Annotated in this window: 16 protein-coding genes and 2 tRNA genes; 10 read left to right on the top strand and 8 right to left on the bottom strand. The window is 66.7% G+C overall.

What is annotated here, in order from left to right:
* Positions 1–2,125: 2,125 nt before the first annotated feature.
* The 6 genes from rsmG to rpmH all read right to left on the bottom strand — a co-directional run bounded on the left by rsmG (position 2,126) and on the right by rpmH (position 5,802).
* The gene (rsmG, locus tag ABZ803_RS21675; RefSeq protein ID WP_357041010.1) at positions 2,126–2,917 is read right to left on the bottom strand and encodes a 16S rRNA (guanine(527)-N(7))-methyltransferase RsmG; all 792 of its coding nucleotides are present in this window, start codon (positions 2,915–2,917) and stop codon (positions 2,126–2,128) included.
* Between the two features lie 142 nt (positions 2,918–3,059).
* Entirely contained in the window at positions 3,060–3,566 is a 507-nt protein-coding gene (locus tag ABZ803_RS21670) for a protein jag (protein WP_051175727.1), read from the bottom strand.
* A gap of 157 nt (positions 3,567–3,723) precedes the next feature.
* Complete coding sequence (gene yidC, locus ABZ803_RS21665) at positions 3,724–4,806, bottom strand: membrane protein insertase YidC (RefSeq protein WP_357041007.1); 1,083 nt, start codon at positions 4,804–4,806, stop codon at positions 3,724–3,726.
* A gap of 4 nt (positions 4,807–4,810) precedes the next feature.
* On the bottom strand, positions 4,811–5,209 hold the full coding sequence (yidD, locus tag ABZ803_RS21660; protein ID WP_051175729.1) for a membrane protein insertion efficiency factor YidD: 399 nt from the start codon (positions 5,207–5,209) through the stop codon (positions 4,811–4,813).
* Positions 5,206–5,637 (bottom strand): ribonuclease P protein component, encoded by a 432-nt coding sequence (rnpA, locus tag ABZ803_RS21655; RefSeq protein WP_357041003.1) that lies wholly within the window; start codon positions 5,635–5,637, stop codon positions 5,206–5,208. Before rnpA ends, yidD begins: the two co-directional genes overlap by 4 nt.
* A 21-nt stretch (positions 5,638–5,658) precedes the next feature.
* On the bottom strand, positions 5,659–5,802 hold the full coding sequence (gene rpmH, locus ABZ803_RS21650) for a 50S ribosomal protein L34 (RefSeq protein WP_006550910.1): 144 nt from the start codon (positions 5,800–5,802) through the stop codon (positions 5,659–5,661).
* A gap of 635 nt (positions 5,803–6,437) precedes the next feature.
* Between rpmH and dnaA the strand changes: the two genes are divergently transcribed.
* The 9 genes from dnaA to ABZ803_RS21605 all read left to right on the top strand — a co-directional run bounded on the left by dnaA (position 6,438) and on the right by ABZ803_RS21605 (position 20,357).
* Positions 6,438–8,408, top strand: coding sequence for a chromosomal replication initiator protein DnaA (gene dnaA, locus ABZ803_RS21645; protein WP_357041000.1), 1,971 nt, complete (start codon positions 6,438–6,440; stop codon positions 8,406–8,408).
* A gap of 873 nt (positions 8,409–9,281) precedes the next feature.
* Positions 9,282–10,457: a DNA polymerase III subunit beta gene (gene dnaN / locus ABZ803_RS21640; protein WP_357040996.1), complete on the top strand. Its 1,176-nt coding sequence runs from the start codon at positions 9,282–9,284 to the stop codon at positions 10,455–10,457.
* A 243-nt stretch (positions 10,458–10,700) separates the two neighbouring features.
* Positions 10,701–11,981 (top strand): DNA replication/repair protein RecF, encoded by a 1,281-nt coding sequence (gene recF / locus ABZ803_RS21635; RefSeq protein WP_357040993.1) that lies wholly within the window; start codon positions 10,701–10,703, stop codon positions 11,979–11,981.
* A gap of 359 nt (positions 11,982–12,340) precedes the next feature.
* Positions 12,341–12,910, top strand: coding sequence for a DUF721 family protein (locus ABZ803_RS21630; RefSeq protein ID WP_357040990.1), 570 nt, complete (start codon positions 12,341–12,343; stop codon positions 12,908–12,910).
* Between the two features lie 134 nt (positions 12,911–13,044).
* On the top strand, positions 13,045–13,956 hold the full coding sequence (locus ABZ803_RS21625; protein WP_357040988.1) for an alpha/beta fold hydrolase: 912 nt from the start codon (positions 13,045–13,047) through the stop codon (positions 13,954–13,956).
* A 298-nt stretch (positions 13,957–14,254) separates the two neighbouring features.
* The gene (gene gyrB, locus ABZ803_RS21620; protein WP_357040985.1) at positions 14,255–16,300 is read left to right on the top strand and encodes a DNA topoisomerase (ATP-hydrolyzing) subunit B; all 2,046 of its coding nucleotides are present in this window, start codon (positions 14,255–14,257) and stop codon (positions 16,298–16,300) included.
* A 52-nt stretch (positions 16,301–16,352) separates the two neighbouring features.
* The gene (gene gyrA / locus ABZ803_RS21615; protein ID WP_357040982.1) at positions 16,353–18,872 is read left to right on the top strand and encodes a DNA gyrase subunit A; all 2,520 of its coding nucleotides are present in this window, start codon (positions 16,353–16,355) and stop codon (positions 18,870–18,872) included.
* 39 nt (positions 18,873–18,911) lie between these two features.
* A complete protein-coding gene (locus ABZ803_RS21610; protein WP_357040979.1) occupies positions 18,912–20,129 on the top strand; it encodes a DUF3566 domain-containing protein in 1,218 nt (405 codons plus the stop codon).
* A 154-nt stretch (positions 20,130–20,283) separates the two neighbouring features.
* Positions 20,284–20,357: transfer RNA gene (locus ABZ803_RS21605), tRNA-Ile, on the top strand.
* Between the two features lie 238 nt (positions 20,358–20,595).
* Here ABZ803_RS21605 and ABZ803_RS21600 read toward each other — a convergent pair.
* Positions 20,596–20,668 (bottom strand) — tRNA-Ala (locus ABZ803_RS21600).
* Between the two features lie 208 nt (positions 20,669–20,876).
* Here ABZ803_RS21600 and ABZ803_RS21595 point away from each other — a divergent pair.
* On the top strand, positions 20,877–23,078 hold the full coding sequence (locus ABZ803_RS21595) for an MMPL family transporter (protein WP_357040977.1): 2,202 nt from the start codon (positions 20,877–20,879) through the stop codon (positions 23,076–23,078).
* Positions 23,079–23,100: 22 nt separating this feature from the next.
* On the opposite strand, the gene ABZ803_RS21590 is transcribed toward ABZ803_RS21595, so the two are convergent.
* On the bottom strand, positions 23,101–23,736 hold the full coding sequence (locus ABZ803_RS21590; protein ID WP_357040974.1) for a TetR/AcrR family transcriptional regulator: 636 nt from the start codon (positions 23,734–23,736) through the stop codon (positions 23,101–23,103).
* Between the last annotated feature and the right edge of the window lie 71 nt (positions 23,737–23,807).

Genomic DNA, 23,807 nt, shown 5'->3' with positions numbered 1-23,807 from the left:
ATCCGTGCACTCCGCTCGTCCGCGCGCTCCGCTGATCCGTGCACTCCGCTGATCCGTGTGCCCGGCTCGTCCGGGTCCACCCCTCATCCGCGCCCTCAGTTCTCGGGCGCCCCGGCTCTTCGGGTCCACCGCTCATCCGCGCCCTCAGTTCTTCCTTGCCCACCGCTCATCCGCGCGCCCAGTTCTCGCGCTCTCCCGCTCATCCGCGCGCTCCGCTCTTCCGGGTCCACCCCTCATTCGCGCCCTCAGTTCTCGCGCGCCCCGGCTCTTCGTGCCCACCGCTCATCCGCGCCAACCGGGCCAGCATCGATGCCTTCGCATGAGCTCGGCTCCGGCTTCCTGCGCATCGTCGAGCGCGACGGCGAGCCGTTGCAGTTCGTCGACCACTCGATCGCCGACTACGACCAGGTCGAGTACGTCGACCTGCGCGACGAGGACGACCCGGAGGCCGCCGCATTGGCCTGGATCTGCGCCGAGTACAGCCGCCTGCTGGACCTGACCACCGACCGCCTGATCAAGGCCGCCGCTGCCTCTGGCCGACGATCAGTGGTTCAGTTCTTCCTCGCCCTCCGCTCGTCCGCGCGCCCAGTTCTCGCGCTCTCCCGCTCGTCCGCACGCTCAGCTCTCCGCGCCTCCCGATTCTTGGTGTCCACCGCTCGTCCGCACGCTCAGCTCTCCGCGCCTCCCGACTCTTGGTGCCCACCGCCCCTCCGCACGCTCAGCTCTCCGCGCCTCCCGACTCTTGGTGCCCACCGCCCCTCCGCGCGCTCAGCTCTCCGCGCCTCACCGCTCTTCGTGCCCACCGCCCTTCCGCGCGCTCGGCTCTCGCGTTCTTCCGCCGTTCCGCCCTTCTGCGCTCTCCCGCCCTTCCGTGTTCTCCGCCCTTCCGCGCGCTCAATTCGTGCGTGCCCTCGGCTCTGGCGTGCCCACCACGTCCGCGGCTCCCCCCTTCCGTGTCTTCGCCTTCGTCTGTGCATTCCGTCGTTCTGTACACATCAATTGCGTGACGCACCTTGCTCCCTCTTCGCCGGTGCGCCGCACCTTGCGCGCTTCAGTCTTCTGCGCGGTTCACCAACCTGCGTCCCTCGAGAATGCGCCCCGCTATCGCTATTCCCGCGCTCCTCTCATCTGCGCCGTCGCACACATCCGCTCTGCACGCACTCACCTTCGCCTGTTCGCACTCACCTCGCCGCTCCGCATGTCCGTCGTTGGCGCGAACCAAGTCGGGGGCGCCACGGGAATGCCCGGGGGCGTAGAACACTCGTTGGTTCTGCTCCGCAACCCGATATGACGCGAGCGCGTTATCCAAATACTCAACGGACTGACTTGGCCGGCCGCGCCGCGAGGCACACGCCGTCACGCTCGGCTAACGCCCGTCTGCAAGAGGGCGCCGAAGGCTCGTTCGCACAGCGCTCCAAGAAGCGGCGAGTCTCTTGCCGCACCGCGATCTTCCAGGATGCAGAAGACTCCGTTAACCGTCGCGCGGTGGATGATCGCACCGGCACCTCCCCGTGCCCGACACTCCTGCCGAAGATGGTTCCTTCCGACCTCGGCCGACCGGGGAGCGGCGGCCACAACGATGACGCGTGGTGGCGCAACGAGAAGCCGACTGCGATTCACGTGAAACATTCGGATGGTTAAGCGTGCTGGCTACGAACCGCGTGTTCTGGCTCGGATTCACGTGAAACATACGGAGGCGGTACCCCTTCGGCTTGATGTCGCGCAACTGGCGAAGCGACCTCACCACTACCTCGAATGGATCCTCGGGAGTCGGGCGCCGCCAGACGCAATCGGCGGTGAACGGGCTTGTGTCCGTTTGCAGCAACGTGTCCAACGGGCGCGCGGCGCTGACTGTGCGAGGCCGAACAGTCCACAGCCCGCACGGATCCGCCGCGTCGAACTCGACACGGACAACGCGCGAATGCTGGGCGCGCCTGATACAGATCTACGGGCCGGGCGACTCGGCGCGCCTGGCTGATGTTCTCGGGCGGCCGATGGCGATCACGATGCGATTCCGGGTAGCGAACATATCCGCTTGCCCGTGTTCGGCTTTCATCATTTCGTCATAGTGACGAAACGTGCCCAGGTCCCTAGGTCGGGTATGGAATCTTCGACATCGAAGCTTCTACTTGGCCTTGCGCGCTGCACGCTTGCGCCCGCGCTCCTTCGCTGCCGTCCGCCCTGCCTTACCTTCGCGTTCGACCGCCCGTTCGGCTCGTCGCAGGGAACTGCGCTCGGCACGGGGGAGCCGCTCGGCGCTGATCACCATGGTGGGCGTGGCCACCAAGCCGACACCGCATTGCAGCACGACCGCATTGCCGGCTCCGGCTTTCGCCAGCGCGGCGCCATCGCGTTCCAGTTCTTCTGCTGCGCTGGAACCCTTGAGTGCGAGCATGTGCCCGTGGTCGCGTAGGAGGGGGAGTGACCACTGAGCGAGTTTGCCGAGCGGAGCTACCGCGCGAGAGGTGACAACGTCCGCGCCACCGGCTTCTTTCATCACACCGGACTGCTCGGCCCGTCCTCGCACCACGGTTACATCCAAGTCCACCGATTCGATGAACTCGCTCAGAAACACGGTTCGGCGCAGCAGTGGTTCGACCAGGGTGATCCGCAGGTCCGGCCGCGCGATCGCAAGGGGGATACCGGGCAAGCCGGCGCCACTGCCGATGTCGACCACGGAGGCTCCCTCAGCGATCAACTCGCCGAGGACCGCACAATTGAGGATGTGGCGATCCCAGAGGCGGGGCACCTCGCGTGGGCCGATCAAGCCGCGCTCCACGCCCGCGGTTGCGAGCGCCGTGCAATATCGACGCGCGAGATCGAGTCGGTCGCCGAAGACGGTGGCCGCCGACGCGGGCGGCTCCAGCTCCGCAGGTACCGCGGCGGCTCCACCGAGATCTCGTTCCACGTGAAACATCCTTCCGAACTCGGGTCGATCTACGAGCAGAGCAATCGGGCTCCGGACACGAACAAGGCCCCCGATCCGAAGACCAGAGGCCCTATCCAACCACTACCCGTCCGGGCCGCGAAACATGCCGCCCGCTTGGGGATGCCGTGAGTCAGCCGGGAACGACCACCACGTGCCGGTTCGGTTCCACGCCTTCACTCTCGCTGCTGACACCCTCCACAGCCGCCACCGCGTCGTGCACGATCTTGCGCTCGAACGGCGTCATGGGCGCGAGCGACTCCGGCTCGCCGGAGTCCAGCACGCGCTGCGCCGCCGCCGCTCCGAGCTCGCTCAGTTCGGACCGCCGTTTGGCCCGCCACCCTGCTACGTCCAGCATCAGTCGGCTGCGCACGCCGGTCGCCTGCTGGACGGCGAGCCGAGTCAGCTCCTGCAACGCGTCGAGCACCTCGCCGTTGCGTCCGACGAGCTTCGTCAGATCGCGTCCGCCGTCGATGCTCACCACCGCACGGTCGCCTTCCACGTCGAGATCGATGTCGCCGTCGAAGTCCAGTACGTCGAGCAACTGCTCGAGGTAGTCGCCGGCGATCTCGCCCTCCTCGATGAGCGCTTCCTCGGCATCGGTCACGACATCGCCGGTGTCCGCCTCGGCGTTCGCCATCGTCGTCGCCACGGTGGCATCCCCTCCGTCGGTCTCAACAGTCATTTGATTTCCTTCATCTGCTCATCGCGCGCGCCGGGCAATCGCCGCCGGGCGGTATTCGCGATCAAGGGTTGCTCAGCGGTCGAGGTGGGCGGATCAGCCCACCGATCGGTCGTCAGCGCTTGCGCTTCTGATTCGCCCTACCCCGGTTGCCCGGCCGCTTCTGGCCGGCCGGTCGGCGTTGGCCCGCGGCCTGCTTCGACGGCTTCGCGGTGCCATTCGTCGAGGCGACAGCAGTGTCCTCGTCCGACTCGGAGTCGGCCGCTGCGGCGGATGCCGGCTTCTTCTTCACGTTGACCGGTTTGGCGCCGGGCTTCGGCGCGTTCTGCGCGCGCTGCTCCAGCTTCGCCTGCTTCTTGGCTTCTTCTTCCTTCGCCATGCGACCGAACACGAGGTGCTGCTGCCCATAGGTCCAGATGTTGTTGGAGACCCAGTACAGCAGGATGGCGATGGGCAGGAACGGGCCGCCGACGAGCACGCCGAGGGGGAACACCCACAGCGCGAGCTTGTTCATCATCGCGGCCTGCGGGTTGGCCGCGGCTTCCGGCGTCTGCCGCGCCACCGACGCGCGGGCGTTGAAGTGGGTCGCCAGACCCGCGATGACCATCAGGGGAATTGCGACGAGCGCGATGCTCAGCTTGCTCGGTACGCCGCCGTAGCTGGCGAACGCCTGCAGTTCGTTGACGGGTGTGGTGATGAACGCCGAGATCGGCGCGCCGAAGATACGGGCGCTCAGGAAGGACTGGACATCGGCCGCACTGAAGACGTAGTTCGCGGTGTTCGCATTCTGCTCCGGCGTCATCGCGAGCTGACCGAGGCCGTGGCCGGTCCGGTTGAACGAGCGAAGCACATGGAAGAGTCCGAGGAACACCGGGACCTGAGCGAGGATAGGCAGGCAACCCATCAGCGGGTTGAAGCCGTTGTCCTTCTGCAGCTTCTGCATCTCGACCGCCATCTTCTGGCGATCGTTCTTGTATTTCTTCTGCAGCTCTTTGATCTGCGGCTGCAGTTCCTGCATCTGCTTGGTGGTGCGCACCTGCTTGACGAACGGCTTGTAGAGCACCAGGCGCAAGGTGAACACCAGGAACACCACGGCCAGCGCCCAGGTGAGACCGTTGTCCGCGCCGAACGCGAACCCGAAGACCCGATGCCAGAACCAGAGGATCCAGGACACCGGGTAATAAATGAAGTCGAGCACGGCTCTATGCACTCCCGTCGTTCGTGTCGCCGATCACCGCGTGCGGCGATCCTTTACAAGCGTTCGGCTCCGACCGCGGTTCGGCGGGCAGGCTCGGTTCCTGCGTCGCCGCGTCGGTCGCTGACCCGTCCGCCGGCTCGGCGCGGGATGTGCTCCGCTTCCGCTCCGGGACGGGGTCCCACCCACCAGGGTGCCAGGGCGCGCATTTGGCCAAACGCACGACCGTCAGTCCGAGCCCGATGAACAGGCCCCGAGTGCGCAGTGCGGTAACCGCGTACTCACTACAGGTCGGGGTGAAACGGCACACCGGCATGCGGGTAGGGGAGACGTAGGTCCGATACAGCTCGATCGAAAAGATCAGCACGTTCACGGGCAGTCTGGCGATCTTCGCCCAAAGACTCATGCCCGGCCGCCCGTCGACACGCCCGTCTCGGCGGCGAGGCCGAGCTTGCGCAGCGCGGTGCGTACCTGGCGCAGCAGGTCCTCCGACGAAGCCGTCGCGGCGCCCGGAAGCGCACGGATCACGACATCGGTCCCTGGCGGCAGTTCGTCGACCACCTGGGCGCACATATGACGCAGGCGGCGGGCAACGCGATGTCGAATCACCGCGTTGCCCACCGCCTTGCTGACGATCAACCCGAACCGCGGACCGCCTACGCGGACCAGCAGGTCGTCCGGGACCTGATCATGTCGTCCATTCGCGCCCACAACTCCGTCATACCCGTGTGCGAGCGCATGCACGACCAGATCACGCCTCCCGATTCGCTGGCCGCGGCGCACCGTCCGGGAGAAGTCGGCACGATGATGCAACCGATACGGCTCAGGCAACACCCGAGCGTCCGAGAGCGAGGATCAGGCAGTGAGGGAGGCGCGGCCCTTACGACGACGCGCCGAGACGATGGCGCGACCCGCACGGGTGCGCATCCGGAGGCGGAAGCCGTGAACCCGCGCCCGACGACGGTTGTTCGGCTGGAACGTCCGCTTGCCCTTGGCCACGGTCAACACTCCTCGAGTAGGCGGGCACCAGGTGGTGCCCGAAGCTTGTCGGTGATACGTATATTGCGCGAATGAATCGCAGGTCTGGTCATCATCGGCGCGCGTCGGTCCTGGCGCACAGTCGGTCGATCACGACCTAAACGCGGTCAGCACAAGACCGCCACCGCACCAAGGGGTGACTGTACGAGGGTACTGATCGGTCCGGGACGGGTCAAACCCGACCCCCCTGCTTCCCCGGCCCCGACGACCAGCGGAATCGGTCGTCCGGAGTCAGGCGTTCCGGCCGTCCCCGTGAATTCGTCCACACCCCTAGCCATCGCGTAGGCTTGGCCACCAAGATACGTAGCCACGCGATTGCTGTAGAACCGCAGGTCGCAGCGTTGCCTTTTCCGCGCATGCGCGCGTTCCACAGCTCCCCAGGGTTCTCCACATCTGTGGATAATTGTGTGGAAAGACCCCTGGAGTGGCATATTCGTAGGGCCGACGGTGCCCACGCCGCTGTCCTGATGGGGGACCCGGACAGCGTCCGAACCGGTTACGGACGTACGCAGGATCACGGGACCACCCCCGAGCATCACATTCCACGCGTGCCCCGGCCGTCTGCTCCTATCGACCTACTCCGGGGAGGAAACTGCATGGACGACGAGCAGAACGTGCTGGCCACGGTATGGCCCGAGGTTGTGAGCGAGCTGACCACCGGATCGCCGGACGGCGCCATCCCTCCGGTCACCCGGGCGCAGCAGGCCTGGCTGAAACTGGTCAAGCCGCTGACGGTCGCACAGGGGTTCGCCCTGCTCTCCGTGCCCTCGTCGCTGGCCCAGGAGGCCATCGAACGCGATCTGCGCGAGCCCATTCTCCGTTCCCTCGGCCGCAGGCTCGGCCCCCAGGTGGAAGGACTCGGCGTCCGCATCGCCGCCCCGACCACCCCGACCGTCGACCGCCAGAGCAACACGCCACGGCACGCGCGGATGACGAGCAGGCCCGAGCGCCCACGAGAAGGCCGGCATCCCGCCTCCTACCCCGGTTCGGAATTCCCCGGCCGCGACGCGTACCCGGGGCCGCGTTATGCACAACCCGCCGCCGAGTTCCCCGCGGCTTCTCCTTACAACGACAGCTCCGACTACCCCGGCGCCGACTACGGGCAGGACTTCGCCCCCCCGGAGGAGTACCGCCAGCCGGAGTACGCCCATACCGACTATCCACAGCACGGTGAGTACTCCACGACGGCCGAGCTGCCCATGATGTCCGGGCCGGACGCCGCACCGCGCCGCGAACCCGGACTTCCGCCGCGCCGGGAGCCTGCCATCCCGCCGGGGCAGGAGTCGCTGTTCAACCCCGAACCGTCGCCGGGCAGTGCGCGCGGCCCGCTGCGTGCGCCGCTGCGCGAGAGCACCGACGACGACTCGGGACCGGCGCACGATCCGGTACGTGAGCCGGTCGCCGAACGTCCGCGCGGCCGTGAGCCGGTCGCCGAACGTCCGCGCGGCGATCATGACGACGAGCCCGTGGTGAACGTCCGCAACTCGTGGCCCACCTACTTCGCCAAGTCGCAGGAATCGCCCGCTCCGGCGACGTCCTCGGCCAGCCTGAACGCGAAGTACACCTTCGAAACCTTCGTCATCGGCGCGTCCAACCGCTTCGCGCATGCGGCGGCCGTGGCCATCGCCGAAGCCCCCGCCCGCGCCTATAACCCGTTGTTCGTCTGGGGCGCATCGGGATTGGGCAAGACGCACCTGCTGCACGCGGCGGGCCATTACGCGCAGCGTCTCTTCCCGGGTATGCGGGTCAAGTACGTGTCGACCGAAGAGTTCACCAACGACTTCATCAACAGCCTGCGCGACGACCGCAAGGTCGCGTTCAAGCGCCGTTACCGCGAGACCGACATCCTGCTGGTCGACGACATCCAGTTCATCGAGGGCAAGGAAGGCATCCAAGAGGAGTTCTTCCACACCTTCAACACGCTGCACAACGCGAACAAACAGATCGTCGTCTCCTCGGATCGTCCCCCAAAGCAGCTGGCAACGCTGGAAGAGCGGCTGCGGACGCGATTCGAATGGGGGCTGATCACCGATGTGCAGCCGCCGGAGCTGGAGACGCGCATCGCCATCCTGCGCAAGAAGGCGCGCATGGACCGGCTCGATGTGCCGCACGACGTGCTCGAGCTGATCGCCAGCCGGGTGGAGCGCAACATTCGCGAGCTGGAGGGCGCGCTGATCCGGGTGACCGCGTTCGCCTCGTTGAACGGCCAGCCCCTGGATCTGCCGCTGGCCGAAGTGGTGCTGCGCGACCTGATGCCGGACACCGCGGCGCTGGAGATCAACGCGGCCACGATCATGGCCGTCACGGCGGAGTACTTCAACACCACGTTGGAAGAGCTCACCGGTCCCGGTAAGGCTCGCCCGCTGGCCCAAGCCAGGCAGATCGCCATGTATCTGTGCCGCGAGCTGACCGACCTGTCTTTGCCCAAGATCGGCCAGGCGTTCGGCCGCGACCACACCACGGTGATGTACGCGGAGAAAAAGGTACGCAAGGAGATGACCGAGCGGCGCCGCGTCTACGACCAGGTGCAGGAACTCACAGCCCGGATCAAGCAGCGCTCTCGCTGAGCGGTATCCACACCCGAGCGCCGCCCCTGACCTGGGGCGGTGCTTTTTTGTGGGTTGTGGATTCCTCGAGGAATCCTTGTGGAGTCCTCGAGGAATCCACTGGTTTGTCCACCGATCCGCTAACAGGGCGCGGTGATCGCCTCCTCGAGTTCCCTCACAGGGCGAATTCCACAGTTTCCCCAGGCATGTTTGCGCACAGGCGCTGACCTGGGACCTGTCCGGATCGGGCCTTGTGGAATCCTCGAGGAGTCCGTGTGGAGTCCTCGAGGATTCCTCGAGCTGTCCACGATTTCGTGCACATGTGTGAACAACCGGGTGAATCCGGTGGAACAACTCGAGGACCACTCGAGGATGAATCTGGGACAACTGCGGAACCTCCACAGACCCCTCCCGTTCATCCTCGAGACACTCCATGGCCATCCCCACGGCACCACGCCCCCTGAGCAGCGGATTCGGGCGCAGTCCACAGAATCCACAGCGCCTACTACTACTTCAGTTCTTCTCATTAGAGATCTCTCTTCAAAACAGGGTGTGTGGAAAGTCGGTCGGACGCCGCACCTTCGCCGGCGGTCCCGGTTCCCGGGCAAGGACGACAGGGGATCCACGAGAGCCGAAGCCGGATCGGCATCCGTCGTCCGTGCCCGCGTTATGCGCCGACTCGGTCCCCGTGCTCCGCCCGCTCGTCCGCGCTCGGGACTCGCCTATTCGTGGCGCCGGAGGGTCGGGCTAGGTGCACGTCGCTCGCGCGGGTACGGTTTGATGTCTGTCGCCTGTGCCAGACTGCGAAGGCGGCCGATTCGGCAGGACCCTTTCGAGCACCGACACTGACGAGCCGACAACAGATCACGGAACCGGGAGAGGACAGATCGGGCGATGGAGCTTGCAAGCATGAAGTTTCGGGTCGCCCGCGAGGATTTCGCCGAGTCCGTCGCCTGGGTGGCGCGCAGCCTTCCGTCCCGGCCTCCGGTTCCGGTGCTCGGCGGTGTGCTGCTGGTCGCCGACGAGGACGGCCTGACCGTCTCCGGTTTCGACTACGAGGTCTCCGCGCAGGTGCGGGTCGCGGCCGAGGTCGCAGGCCCGGGCCAGGTACTCGTCTCCGGTCGTCTGCTGGCCGACATCACCAAGGCGCTGTCCAACAAGCCGGTCGACGTCTCCGTGGACGGCACCCGCGTGCTGATCACCTGTGGCAGCGCGAAGTTCTCGCTGCCGACCATGCCCGTCGAGGACTATCCCCAGTTGCCCGAGGTGCCCCAGCAGACCGGTGAACTGAGTGTGGATGTCTTCGCCGAGGCCGTCGGGCAGGTCGCCGTCGCCGCGGGCCGCGACGACACCCTGCCGATGCTGACCGGTATCCGCGTGGAGATCGAGGGATCCAAGGTCGTTCTCGCGGCGACCGACCGGTTCCGTCTCGCCGTCCGGCACATCGAGTGGCAGCCCGCGCGCGCCGATATCGAGACTTCGGTGCTCATCCCGGCCAGGACGCTCTCGGAGGCCGCCAAGACGCTCGGACCCTCCGACGCGCCCGTTCAGCTGTCCCTGGGCACCGGTGCGGGGTCGGACGGCCTGCTCGGCATCGTGAACGCGGGCCGCCGGACCACCACCCGCCTGCTCGACGCGGAATTCCCCAAGTTCCGCCAGTTGCTCCCCAAGGAGCACACCTCCATCGCCACCCTCGCCGTCGCCGCGCTGACCGAAGCGATCAAGCGCGTCGCACTGGTCGCCGAACGCGGCGCGCAGGTGCGGCTGGAGTTCTCCGCCGACGGCCTGCTGCTGTCCGCTGGCGGTGACGACGCGGGCCGGGCCGAGGAGTGGCTGGAGGCCGATTTCCGCGGTGAATCGCTCACGATCGCGTTCAACCCCGGCTATCTCATCGACGGCTTGTCCGCCCTGCACTCCGACCGTGTCACTTTCGGCTTCACCACGCCGAGCAGGCCCGCGGTGCTGCTGCCCGCCTCCGACGAAGAACCCGAGGTGCTCGACTCCGGAACGTTCGCGGCGTTGTCGAGCCCGTACATCTATCTGCTGATGCCGGTCCGGCTGCCGGGCTGATCGCCTGTGCATGACCTGGTTCCGGACGGATCCGTACCGCGTGCTCCAGCGCGGATGAACGGTGACGCCGCTGGAAACTCCCCAGCGACCTCGGAGAAATCGGTTTACGCGCAGTTGGGGGCGCACTTTATCCACAGGTGTTCCACAGGGCCGCGGCGCACCGTAGGGCATCCGCGCAGAGCGGCGACGATGTACCGATCGGCGGGAATGTCCGCTTCGGCCCAGGCCGGGGCGCGATAGCGGATGTTCGTCCGAACTCTGTCGCTGCGTGACTTCCGTTCGTGGGAGTATGCGGAACTCGAATTATCCCCAGGTCGAACCGTTTTCTTGGGATCGAACGGCAACGGCAAGACAAACCTGTTGGAAGCGATCGGCTACCTGGCCACGCTCGGTTCGCATCGCGTCGCCTCGGAAGCTCCGTTGATCCGCACCGGTGTCGAGCGGGCCAGGGTCGGCGCCACGGTGGTCAACACCGGCCGCGAGCTCCGCATCGATGTGGAGCTGAACCAGGGCAGCGCCAATCGCGCGCAGATCAACCGCTCACCGGTCCGCCGGACGCGAGAGGTCCTGGGGATTCTGCAAACCGTGTTGTTCGCGCCGGAGGATCTGGCGCTGGTGCGCGGCGACCCGGGCGAGCGCCGTCGATTCATGGACGAGTTGTGCACAACCCGCCTCCCCAGATTGGCCGCGGTTCGCGGCGACTACGACCGGGTGCTACGCCAGCGCTCGGCACTGCTGAAAACGGCTGGGCGGCAAGCTCGGTCCAAAGCCGATCTGAGCACTCTCGACGTGTGGGACGGGCACCTCGCCGCGCACGCGTCCGTTCTGGTCGCCCAGCGGCTGCGCTTGGTGCACGAGCTCGCGCCGTATCTGGCTCGGTCCTATGCCTCGATCGCCCCGGAGTCGCGGCCCGCGGCGATCGCCTATCGCAGCGCGGCGCTGCCCGCGGAGTTCTTGGACCCGGCCAGGGTGCCGCGCCCGGAGGACCAGGAGGAGCTGGAGGGGATCCTGCTGCGCGAGCTCGCCGCCGCACGACCGAAGGAACTCGAGCGCGGCGTGTGCCTGGTCGGTCCGCACCGCGACGAACTGGACCTGATGCTGGGGGATTCGCCGGCCAAGGGGTTCGCCAGCCACGGCGAGTCCTGGTCGTTCGCCTTGGCTTTGCGGTTGGGCGCGTTCGAACTGCTGCGCGCCACCGGCGCCGAACCGGTGCTGTTGCTCGATGACGTGTTCGCCGAACTCGATCGACGGCGCCGCGCCGCGCTGGCGGCTGTCGCGGCCGGCGCGGAGCAAGTGCTGATCACGGCGGCCGTACCGGAGGACGTGCCCGCCGAACTCGCCGCGGTGCCGCTGCGGGTGGAAACCGTGGGCGGTCCCGACGGCCGCGTCTCCCGGATCGTCGCGGAGAACCCGTCGGGCAGCGATGGTCTCAGCGGCGAGCGGGAGAACGACGAGGCCACGGATCCGACGATCGAGAGCGAACGTGATCCGATCGCCGGTTCGACGGAATCGCGGGCGCCGTAATCATCCACAGGGGGAGTGGACAGGTGATCCCAGCATCCACATCGGCCGCTCCGGTCCACTACAGTGACCATTCGTCGGTGCTACCGATCGAGTTCTCCCCAGTTGAGCCCGATTCCCCAACACCTGTGGAAAACTCGCCCGGTCAGGGGTGGCCGCTCCTGTGCGACTCATTTCAGCAACAGCTGAGCAAGCGACCTAACTTGTCCGGAATCCGGCGATTTAGGCGGTGAACAGATCGTTCTCCCAGCTACCCGGGCGTGCGGTGCGCACTATTCCCGGTACTGGCAACCTCGGGAAACGGCTGGGGACAACTTGATCGAAACTGGGGACAAACGACCGACTGCGGAGGGAGCGGGGCGATGAATGATCAGCCCACGGAGCCCGGCCCCGCCGAATCCCCAGGAGCGGAGCCCGAACTGCGCGGCATCGACCTGGCGCGGCGCGCCCTCGAGGAAGCGCGCGCCGCGGCGCGGGCGAGTGGCAAGGCTGTCGGTCAGGGGCGTTCCTCGCCTCAGCGCAGGCTGCGGCCAGGCGCCCGCAGGCGCACCGGGTGGTCCGGCGCCGGCCCCGACGAGCGCGATCCACAGCCGCTGTCCAGGCTGACCGGCTCCATCGCCAAGAACCGCGGGTGGTCGACCAAGGTGGCCGAGGGCATGGTCTTCGGCCGCTGGGCGGGAGTGGTGGGCGAGGACATCGCCGCGCACGCCACACCGATCACCCTGAAGGACGGCGTACTGAGCATCGCCGCCGAGTCGACCGCGTGGGCGACGCAGCTGCGGATGCTGCAGAGCCAGATCCTGGCGAAGATCAATGCCGCGGTCGGCCAGGGCGTGGTGACCTCGCTGAAGATCTCGGGGCCTGCCGCGCCGAGCTGGCGCAAGGGTGAACGCCATATCAGAGGTCGCGGACCGCGCGACACCTACGGCTGACCACCGCGAGCAGTATCTGATACTTGGTGTTACGTTATTCCGAAAGTGGCGTTTCACGTGGAACGTCCCGGTTCGAGGTCGCACCGAGCAGCTCGCGACGCCGGACCGGAATCGTGCGGGCAGAAAGAATTTCGATGACGATCACCACGGCGGTCGGTCCGTTTCCGGCGAGCGCGACTCGAACGGTTCGCCGAGGTGACGTCGAACTCGCGGTCTACGAATGCGGCAACCCCGACGGCGTACCGATTCTGCTGATCCACGGCTGGCCCGATACCCATCTGCTGTGGAGCCGGGTAGCGGCCCGGCTCGGCGGCCGCCATCGCGTGATCGCCTTCGACAACCGAGGCGTGGGCAGCAGCTCGGCGCCGACAGCGGTAGAGGATTATCGGATCGAGGAACTCGCGGCCGATGTCCGCGCGGTCATCGACGCGGTAGCGCTCGGCGAACGGGTGCACGTCCTCGGGCACGACTGGGGATCGGTGATCGGGTGGGAAGCGGTCGCCGCCTCGGACGCCGCATCGGTGATCGCGTCGTTCACCTCGGTGTCCGGCCCCAACCTGGACTTCCTCGGCGCCTATCTGCGTGGTCCGCTCACCCCGGCGCGGCTGCGCGGTGCCCTGGCCCAAGCCGTGGCCTCGGCCTATACCGTCGCCTTCCAGATCCCGAAGTTGCCGGATCCGGTGCTGCGGGTGCTCTCCGGCCGCTGGCCGCGTTTCCTCGCGTACTTCGACGGTCTGGACCCCGCACTGGTGGAAACGGCGCCGACGCTGCGCACCGATATGCTCAACGGTCTGAAGCTCTACCGCGCGAACATCCGGCCTCACCTGCGTCATCCGCGGCCTCGTCCGATCGAGGTTCCCGTCCAGCTGATCGTCGCCACTCGCGACCGCGCCGTGCGGCCCGTGGCGAACGCCGAGGCCGACCGGTGGGTGCCGCGTTTGACCCGGGTCGAGATCCCGGCGCGGCACTGGTCGCCGATCTCCCACCCCGCGGAGCTGGCGCGCCACACCGCCGCGTTCGTCGCTCGGGTCGACGCCCCGCGCTGATCCGGGGCGGTGCCCGCCGACGCATCTCTCAGGCCACTTCTGATGGATCAAAACCAGCGGGAGGCGGAACCGAGTCGCCGAATTCCGATTTCTCGCATCCACGGCGCTGTGAGGGGTGTCGGAAGTGGGTTGTAAGTTGGGTGTACCAGTAGGATGGTGACGTAACTAGCGGCGATACCTTCGGCGCGTTCCGCACAGTCCGCGCGTGGACCCTGATTCTCGAGAGAACGACCAGGGTCGACGCGTGCTGTCCGATCGCTCTATGCCGGGATCAGCAAGTAAGGAGAGCTACCGACCAGTGGCTGCCAAAGACTCCACCGCATCGGGTTCGACCAGAACGACCGGGAAGCAGGACTACGGTGCCTCCTCCATCAAGGTTCTCGAGGGGCTCGAGGCGGTTCGCAAGCGTCCGGGCATGTACATCGGCTCCACCGGTGAGCGTGGTCTGCACCACCTGATCTGGGAGGTCGTCGACAACTCCGTCGACGAGGCGATGGCCGGGTACGCGACGAAGGTCGAGGTCACGCTGCTGGCCGACGGCGGCGTCGAAGTGGTCGACGACGGCCGCGGCATTCCCGTGGCGATGCACGCCCAAGGCATACCGACCATCGAGGTCGTCATGACCCAGCTGCACGCGGGCGGCAAGTTCGACTCGGATTCCTACGCGGTGTCCGGTGGTCTGCACGGCGTCGGCATCTCCGTGGTCAACGCGCTGTCGAGCCGCTTGGAAGCGGAGATCGACCACGACGGCTACCACTGGAGCCAGACCTATAAGGACGCCATCCCCGGCAAGCTGATCCAAGGGGAGCCGACCAAGAAGACCGGCACCACCATCCGCTTCTGGGCGGATCCGGAGATCTTCGAGACCACCACCTACAACTTCGAGACGGTGGCCCGCAGGCTGCAGGAGATGGCGTTCCTGAACAAGGGACTGACCATCAAGCTCACCGACGAGCGCGTCAGCGACTCGGATGTGACCGACGAGGTGGTCAGCGAGACCGCCGAGGCGCCCAAGCACGCCGAGGAGGGCACCGCGCCCGCCGAGCACAAGGTGAAGACTCGGACCTACCACTACCCGGGCGGTCTGGAGGACTTCGTCCGCCACATCAACCGCACCAAGCAGCCGATCCACAACTCGGTCGTCGGGTTCACCGGCAAGGGCACCGGCCACGAGCTCGAGGTCGCGATGCAGTGGAACTCGGGCTACTCGGAGTCGGTACACACCTTCGCGAACACCATCAACACGCACGAGGGCGGTACGCACGAAGAGGGCTTCCGCGCGGCGTTGACCACAGTGGTCAACAAGTACGCCAAGGACAAGAGGCTCATCAAGGAGAAGGACGGCAACCTCACCGGTGACGACATCCGGGAGGGCCTGGCCGCCATCGTGAGCGTCAAGGTCGGCGAGCCGCAGTTCGAGGGCCAGACCAAGACCAAGCTCGGCAACACCGAGGTGAAGTCGTTCGTACAGCGCACCTGCAACGAGCACCTCACACACTGGTTCGAGGCGAACCCGGCCGACGCGAAGACCATCGTCAACAAGGCGGTCTCCTCGGCGCAGGCCCGCGTCGCCGCGCGCAAGGCGCGCGAGCTGGTGCGGCGCAAGTCCGCGACCGACCTGGGTGGTCTGCCCGGCAAGCTGGCCGACTGCCGGTCCAAGGATCCGAGCAAGTCCGAGATCTACATCGTGGAGGGTGACTCCGCGGGCGGCTCGGCGAAGTCCGGCCGCGACTCGATGTACCAGGCGATCCTGCCGCTGCGCGGCAAGATCATCAACGTCGAGAAGGCGCGTATCGACAAGGTTCTCAAGAACAACGAGGTCCAGTCGATCATCACCGCCTTCGGCACGGGTATTCACGACGAGTTCGACATCAGCAAGCTGCGCTACCACAAGATCGTGCTGATGGCCGACGCCGACGTGGACGGCCAGCACATCTCCACGCTGCTGCTCACGCTGCTGTTCCGTTTCATGCGCCCGCTGGTGGAGCACGGGCACGTGTATCTCGCGCAGCCGCCGCTCTACAAGCTCAAGTGGCAGCGCAGCGATCCGGAGTTCGCCTACTCCGATCGCGAGCGTGACGGTCTGCTCGAAGCGGGGCTCGCCGCCGGAAAGAAGATCAACAAGGACGACGGCGTGCAGCGCTACAAGGGCCTCGGTGAGATGAACGCCAAGGAGCTGTGGGAAACCACCATGGATCCCGCGGTGCGGGTGCTTCGTCAAGTGACGCTCGATGACGCGGCTGCTGCCGACGAACTGTTCTCGGTCCTGATGGGCGAGGACGTCGAGGCGCGTCGCAGCTTCATCACCCGTAATGCCAAGGACGTTCGCTTCCTCGACGTATAGCCGGCGTGAGTTCACCCAGCCCTGTTCACGCCAGGCCCGGTAAGGAGACCGCATGACCGAGACCACGCTGCCCCCGAATGGCGGTGCGGGCGACCGTATCGAACCGGTCGATATTCAGAACGAGATGCAGAGCAGCTATATCGATTACGCGATGAGCGTGATCGTCGGCCGTGCGCTGCCCGATGTGCGCGACGGCCTCAAGCCGGTGCATCGGCGCGTGCTCTACGCGATGTACGACAACGGCTACCGCCCGGACCGCGGTTACGTGAAGTCCGCCCGCCCGGTCGCCGAGACCATGGGTAACTATCACCCGCACGGTGACGCGTCGATCTACGACACCCTGGTCCGCATGGCCCAGCCGTGGTCGCTGCGGTATCCGCTCGTCGACGGTCAGGGCAACTTCGGTTCCCGTGGTAACGACGGCGCCGCCGCGATGCGGTACACCGAGTGCCGCCTGACTCCGCTCGCGATGGAACTGCTGCGTGAGATCGACCATGAGACGGTCGATTTCACGCCCAACTACGACGGCCGTTCCCAGGAACCCGTTGTGCTCCCGAGCCGGGTGCCGAACCTGCTGATGAACGGCAGCAACGGCATCGCGGTCGGCATGGCGACCAACATCCCGCCGCACAACCTGAACGAGCTCGCCGAGGCGATCTACTGGGCCCTGGACAATTACGACGCGGACGAGGAAGCCACGCTGGCGGCGTGCATGGAGCGCGTCAAGGGCCCGGACTTCCCCACCCATGGCCTGATCGTCGGCGGCCAGGGCATCCACGACGCCTACACGACCGGTCGTGGCTCGATCCGGATGCGTGGCGTCGTCGAGATCGAAGAGGACAACCGGGGCCGGACGACGATCGTCATCACCGAGCTCCCGTACCAGGTCAACACCGACAACTTCATCAACTCGATCGCCGAGCAGGTGAAGGACGGCAAGATCGCGGGCATCTCGGATATCCACGACGAGTCCTCCGACCGCGTCGGCATGCGGATCGTGGTGACGGTGAAGCGCGATGCCGTCGCCAAGGTGGTGCTGAACAATCTCTACAAGCACACCCAGCTGCAGACGAGCTTCGGCGCGAACATGCTCTCGATCGTCGACGGCGTGCCGCGGACGCTGCGGCTCGACCAGATGATCCGGCTCTACGTCGAGCACCAGTTGAATGTGATCGTCCGGCGAACCCGCTACTTGCTGCGCAAGGCGGAGGAGCGGGCCCATATCCTGCGCGGCCTGGTCAAGGCACTCGACGCGCTGGACGAGGTCATCGCTCTGATCCGCCGTTCGGCCAACACCGATACCGCCCGGCTCGGCTTGATGGAGCTGCTGCAGATCGATGAGATCCAGGCGACGGCGATTCTCGACATGCAGCTGCGTCGCCTCTCCGCCTTGGAACGGCAGAAGATCATCGACGAGCTGGCCAAGATCGAGGCCGAGATCGCCGACCTCAAGGACATCCTGGACAAGCCGGAGCGCCAGCGCGCGATCGTCCGCGACGAACTGGCCGAGATCGTCGAGAAGTACGGCGACGATCGGCGCACCAGGATCATCGCCGCCGACGGCGACGTGGCCGACGAGGATCTGATCGCTCGCGAGGACGTGGTCGTCACGATCACCGAGACCGGCTACGCCAAGCGCACCAAGACCGACCTCTACCGCAGCCAGAAGCGCGGCGGCAAGGGCGTGCAGGGCGCAGGGCTCAAGCAGGACGACATCGTCAAACACTTCTTCGTCACCTCGACGCACGACTGGCTGCTGTTCTTCACGAACAAGGGCCGGGTGTACCGGGCCAAGGCCTACGAACTGCCCGAGGCCAACCGCACCGCGCGCGGCCAGCACGTGGCGAACCTGCTGGCCTTCCAGCCGGACGAGAAGATCGCCCAGATCATCCAGATCAAGTCCTACGACGACGCGCCATACCTGGTGCTCGCCACCAGGAACGGCCTGGTGAAGAAGTCGAAGCTGACCGACTTCGACTCCAACCGCAGCGGCGGCATCGTCGCGGTGAACCTGCGCGACGAGGACGAATTGGTCGGCGTGGTGCTCTGCTCGGCCGACGACGACCTGCTCCTGGTCTCCGCGCTCGGCCAGTCGATCCGCTTCTCGGCCACCGACGAGGCGCTGCGGCCGATGGGGCGCGCCACCTCCGGTGTCCAGGGCATGCGGTTCAACGAGAGCGACGAACTGTTGTCGCTCAATGTGGTTCGGGACGGCACATATCTGCTGGTCGCCACCTCCGGCGGCTACGCCAAGCGGACCGCCATCGAGGAGTACACCGCGCAGGGCCGCGGCGGTAAAGGCGTATTGACCATCCAGTTCGACGCGAAACGTGGCACTCTGGTCGGGGCGCTCATCGTCGACGACGACGACGAGTTGTACGCGATCACCTCCGGTGGCGGCGTGATCCGGACGGCGGCGAAGCAGGTTCGCAAGGCCGGACGACAGACCAAGGGCGTGCGATTGATGAACCTCGCGGAGGGCGATACCTTGCTTGCGATCGCGCGCAATGCCGACGAGCCCGATCCCGATCAGGTCTCCGGTGGCGGCGACACCGACTCCTCCGAGAAGTAACCCATCAGCGGCGGCAACGAACGGACCCAAGGATTCCCATTGACCACTCCGAATCAGCCGAATGACGAGCGGCACCAGACGAACGGTGTGACCGAGCGGATCGCACCGTCACCGATCCCGCCGCGGCCGATCCCACGGCCGGTCGCCTCGGCCGAGAACGGTCAGCCCGGCGGCGGCCAGCAGAGCGGCCAGCCGGCCGGTCACCCCGGTGGTGGCCAGGCCGGCGGTCACCCCGGTGGCGCGCAGCCGGGTGGTCACCCGGGCCAGCCGAACGGGCCGCAGTCCGGCGGGCACCCGGGTGGGCAGCCGGGCAACCAGCCCGGCGGCAACCAGCCGAACGCTCAGCAGCGCGAGATCCGCGACCAGCAGGGTGATTTCGCGCCGCAGCAGAGCGCGCCGGACCAGGCGCCCGGCGGCGACGGCCAGGACCGGTTCGACCAGAAGACGACGCGGATCAACAACCAGGCCCCGCAGTCCGCGCCCGAGAACGAGGACAGGCAACCGGTCGGCGCCGCGGGCAACGGTGGACAACAGTCGCCGTACCAGGACGGGTGGGCGCAGCTGCCGCAGCGGGAGCCGCAGTCCAACCTGTACCGTCCCGGCCAGGCGCCGGTCACCGGACGCCCGAACTCGAGCGGTGGGGGTCTCGGCGGCGGCACGTCCAACGCGCGCACCACCGCCGACCTGGCGGCCAAGGCGGCGCGCAAGGAAGCGGCCATGGTGAAGTCGGTCGGCATCGACGGGCCCACCCGCAGCATCGCGCGCCCGGAACTGATCAAGGACATGCCCGACCTGTCCGAGATCCGGCATCCGCTGCCGCCGAACGAAGCGGGAGTTCCGCAGGCCGGGCCGGTTTCGCCCGCGGTTCCGGTCGCGGTCGCCGCGGTCGCCTCCGGGGAGCCGCTGCGGGCCACGGTGCAGATCCGGCGCATCGATCCCTGGTCGACGCTGAAGATCTCGCTCGTCATCAGCGTGGCGATGTTCTTCGTGTGGATGCTCGCCGTCGGCCTGCTCTACATCGTGCTCGAGGGCATGGGCGTGTGGGAGCGGCTGAACAACACGTTCACCGACATGGTGTCGCAGGACAGCGGCTCGGTGGGACTGATCGACGCGGGCACCGTGTTCGGTTACGCGGGCGTGATCGGCCTGATCAACGTCGTGTTGTTCACCGCGCTCGGCACCGTCGGCACCTTCATCTACAACCAGTGCTGCGATCTCGTCGGCGGTATCCAGGTCACCCTGGCCGACCCCGACTAGCAAGTCCGGCATCAACGGACGGCCGGTACCCGCCACCATTGGTCGGGTGCCGGCCGTTTCCATTGGCTGCACGGCTTCTACCAGCCGTTTTGGTTCATCGGAGAACTGTTGTGTAGTCTCTACACGTTGTTGTTCACGCGAACAACACCACTACGGGCCTATAGCTCAGGCGGTTAGAGCGCTTCGCTGATAACGAAGAGGTCGGAGGTTCAAGTCCTCCTAGGCCCACTCCATCTTCTCTTCATCTGGTCGTCGACCATCCCAATTCCGCTGGCTCGGAAACGCGTGAAAAACACCTGAGTGGGCACTTTTCCGTGAGCACTCGCCTGTCGTTGGCCTACTCGGACCATGACCACTCAACGCGTTCACGTCCGGGAAGCCCGCTGGGCGGGGTATGGGGATTGCATTCACGAAACCGTGGAACGACAAAGGCTCATGCTCTTTGCGAGCATGAGCCTTCGAGGAGTGGAGCCTAGGGGAATCGAACCCCTAACCCCTGCCTTGCAAAGGCAGTGCTCTGCCAATTGAGCTAAGGCCCCGCGGCTGTCACGGCCTGCGCGTACAGACGCCTCGAAACGGTACCTTCTTCCCGCTGAGATGGTCAAAACGGCAGGTTGTGGCGCCGAGCCTGACGTCGATCGATTGCGGCGATGTCGCTGTCCGGCCCGGTATGGACATTTAGGGTTGGTCGCAGCGTCACGATCCGGTTCTTCGATGTGTTGTCGGTTGCTCGATGAGAGGACCCGCATGTCTCGGTATCTGTTCGCCCTCGGTCGCACGGTCGCTCGGTTGCGCTGGTGGGTGCTGGCGGTGTGGCTGGTGCTGCTCGCCTGCGCGATCGGGTTCGCCGCGGTGAGCGGCGGCAAAACCACGGACAACTTCACCATTCCGAACACCGAGTCGCAGGATGCTGTTTCGCTGCTGAAGCAGCGGATGCCGGCATACAGTGGCGCGCAGATGCAGGTGGTGTTCGCGACCCCGGGCTTGGCGAAGGTCACCGACTCGCAGGCGAGCGCGCAGATTCAGCAGGTCATGGCCGGGTTGCGCGGGCTGTCGCAGGCGGCCACCGTGGTCGACCCGTTCGAGGCGAAGACGATCTCACCCGATCAGCGCGTTGCCTTGGGCAGCGTCCAGTTCTCGGTGCCGGTGGGGGAGGTCACCGAGCAGACATTGGATGAGGTCGACCACCTCGCCGCGCCCGCCCGCGAGGCGGGGCTCGAGGTGGAGTTCTCCGGAGCGGTGTACCCGGGCTTCACCGCCGAGGTGCCCGAGACGCCCGAGATCCTCGGCATCGCCGCGGCCTTCGTCATCCTGCTGATCACGTTCGGGGCGGTGGTCGCCGCGGGGCTGCCGATCGTCACGGCATTGGTCGGCGTCGCGATCGGTCTGACCGGAATCCTCGGTGTGGCCGCGTTCGTCGATGTGCCCGCGGCGGCGACTTCCCTGGCATTGATGCTGGGATTGTCGTGCGGAATCGACTACGCGCTGTTCATCCTGTCCCGGCATCGGCACAACATCGTGCTGGGTCTGGCCGCGGCGGAGTCGATACCCCTGGCGGTCGGCACGGCGGGCAGTTCGGTCGTGTTCGCCGCGGTGACGGTGATCATCGCGTTGTGCGGGCTGGCGGTCGCCGGGATCCCGTTCCTCACGGTCATGGGGTTGACCGCGGCGGGCGCCGTGCTGGTGGCGATGCTGGTGGCCCTGACTCTGCTGCCCGCGCTGCTCGGATTCGCAGGCGATACGGTCGCGCGCTTCGTCTCGCCGCCGCTGCACCCCGGACGCGCCGAAGAGGTGGCGCGGATCGCGGCCTACGAACCGGAGCGCACGATGGGGCACAGCTGGGGCCGGTTCGTCACGCGCTATCGGCTGCCTTTGCTCGTGCTCGGCATCGCGGCGCTGGTCGTCTTGGCGATCCCGGTCACCCGGATCCATCTCGGGTTGCCGAGCGGGGAGTCGCAGCCGGAATCGAGCACGGCGCACAAGGCTTACGACCTGGTCAGCCGTTCGTTCGGTCCGGGTTTCAACGGACCGCTGCTGATGGTGACCGATCTGTCCAGGGCCACCACCCCGGACGCCGCCCAGACGTTGACGGACAGGTTGCGCGCCGAACCCGATGTCGCCGCGGTTCAGCCCGCGGGCAGTGGTGACGGCCTGGTGCTCATCCAGGTCGTGCCGACCACCGGGCCGGACGACGAGGCGACCGCGCAGCTGGTCACCCGGCTGCGCGACAACCGCGACCGGATCGAGGCGAACACGGGCGCCACCTTCCTGATCGGCGGAACAACCGCCGCGAACATCGACACCTCCAACCGGCTGGCCGAGGCGCTGCCGATCTTCCTCCTGGTCGTCGTCGGCTTGGCGCTGGTGCTGCTGACGATCGCCTTCCGCACCGTGCTGGTGCCGTTGTCCTCGATCGTCGGCTTCATCCTGTCGGTCTTCGCGGCACTGGGCGTCCAGGTCGCGGTATTCCAGTGGGGGTGGGGAGCGGAACTCTTCGGTGTGACGAAGGCGCAGACGCTGAGTTTTCTGCCGATCATCATCCTGGCGATCATCTTCGGGCTCTCCAGCGACTACCAGATCTTCGTCGTCTCTCGGATCAAAGAGGAATACAGCCGCACGGGGGACGCGACCGGGTCGGTGCAGAACGGTGTGGCGCACTCGGCCAGGGTGGTGAGTGCGGCGGCGCTGATCATGTTCTCCGTCTTCGTGGCATTCACCTGGGTCGACAACCCGGTGGTCAAGCCGCTTGCCCTCACGCTGGCGATCGGCGTGCTCCTCGATGCCTTCGTCGTGCGGCTGACGTTGGTGCCCGCGGTCATGGCCCTGATCGGTGAGCGCATGTGGTACCACCCGCGCTGGTTCGGACGTTACGTCCCCGATCTCGATATCGAGGGCACCGAACTGGACAAGGAGTTCACCGCGAGCGCCGTCCGGGGCAACAGCGGGTGACGCCCGCCGGCGCTCCGGCGGGCTAGTCGAGGGACGGCAGCGGACGCGAGCAGATCTCGTGCGCCTCGTCGGCGGGGATACCGAACATGCGCAGCAGGTCCTCGGTGACCTGATCGGTGGCGGCCGCGTCGTCGCGCTCGGGGTGATCGTGCAGCAGTTGGCCGAGGCACAGCGCGGCCCCGGACACGATCGTCATGGCCAACTCCGCGTCAGGCGCCTGGAACCGGCCGGTGCGCGCCGCGGCTTCGATATCGCGCCGAGCGCGGGGTGCGAGTCCTTTGTCGGAGGTGGTGAGCGCGAGGCCGGTGTTGAGCAGCACCTTGCTCAGGGTCGGCAGTCTGCGGTGCATGCGGCCGGTCAGCCGGAAGCTCTGCGCGAAGACTTCGGCGGGGTCGTCCATGCCCTCGGTCAAGTGGTCGAGTACCGCGCCATGCTTCTCGAGCACTTCCTCCACCGCCGCCTGGAACAGGTCCTCTCGGCTCTGGAAGTGGTTGTAGAACGACCCCATGCCGACATCCGCGGCCTGCGTGATCTCCAGGATCGGCGCGTTCGGCTTCCCAGTCGCGATGAACGACTGCGCCGCCGTCACGAGGGCGGCTCGGGTTCGGGCCTTGCGACGCTCCAGGCGGTTGGGCTCCACCTCGGTCCGATCGGACATGCCCGCTCCTCTCCCTGTCGGCGCCCGACCATGGTAGCGCCGCGGTTCAATGATGACGAATTCCTCAGCGA

Origin of the sequence: Nocardia sp. NPDC047648, assembly GCF_040642815.1 — a bacterium.
Lineage (GTDB): Bacteria > Actinomycetota > Actinomycetes > Mycobacteriales > Mycobacteriaceae > Nocardia > Nocardia gamkensis.
The sequence above is the reverse complement of the archived record's forward strand: the minus strand, read 5'-3'. Positions and strand labels throughout refer to the sequence as shown.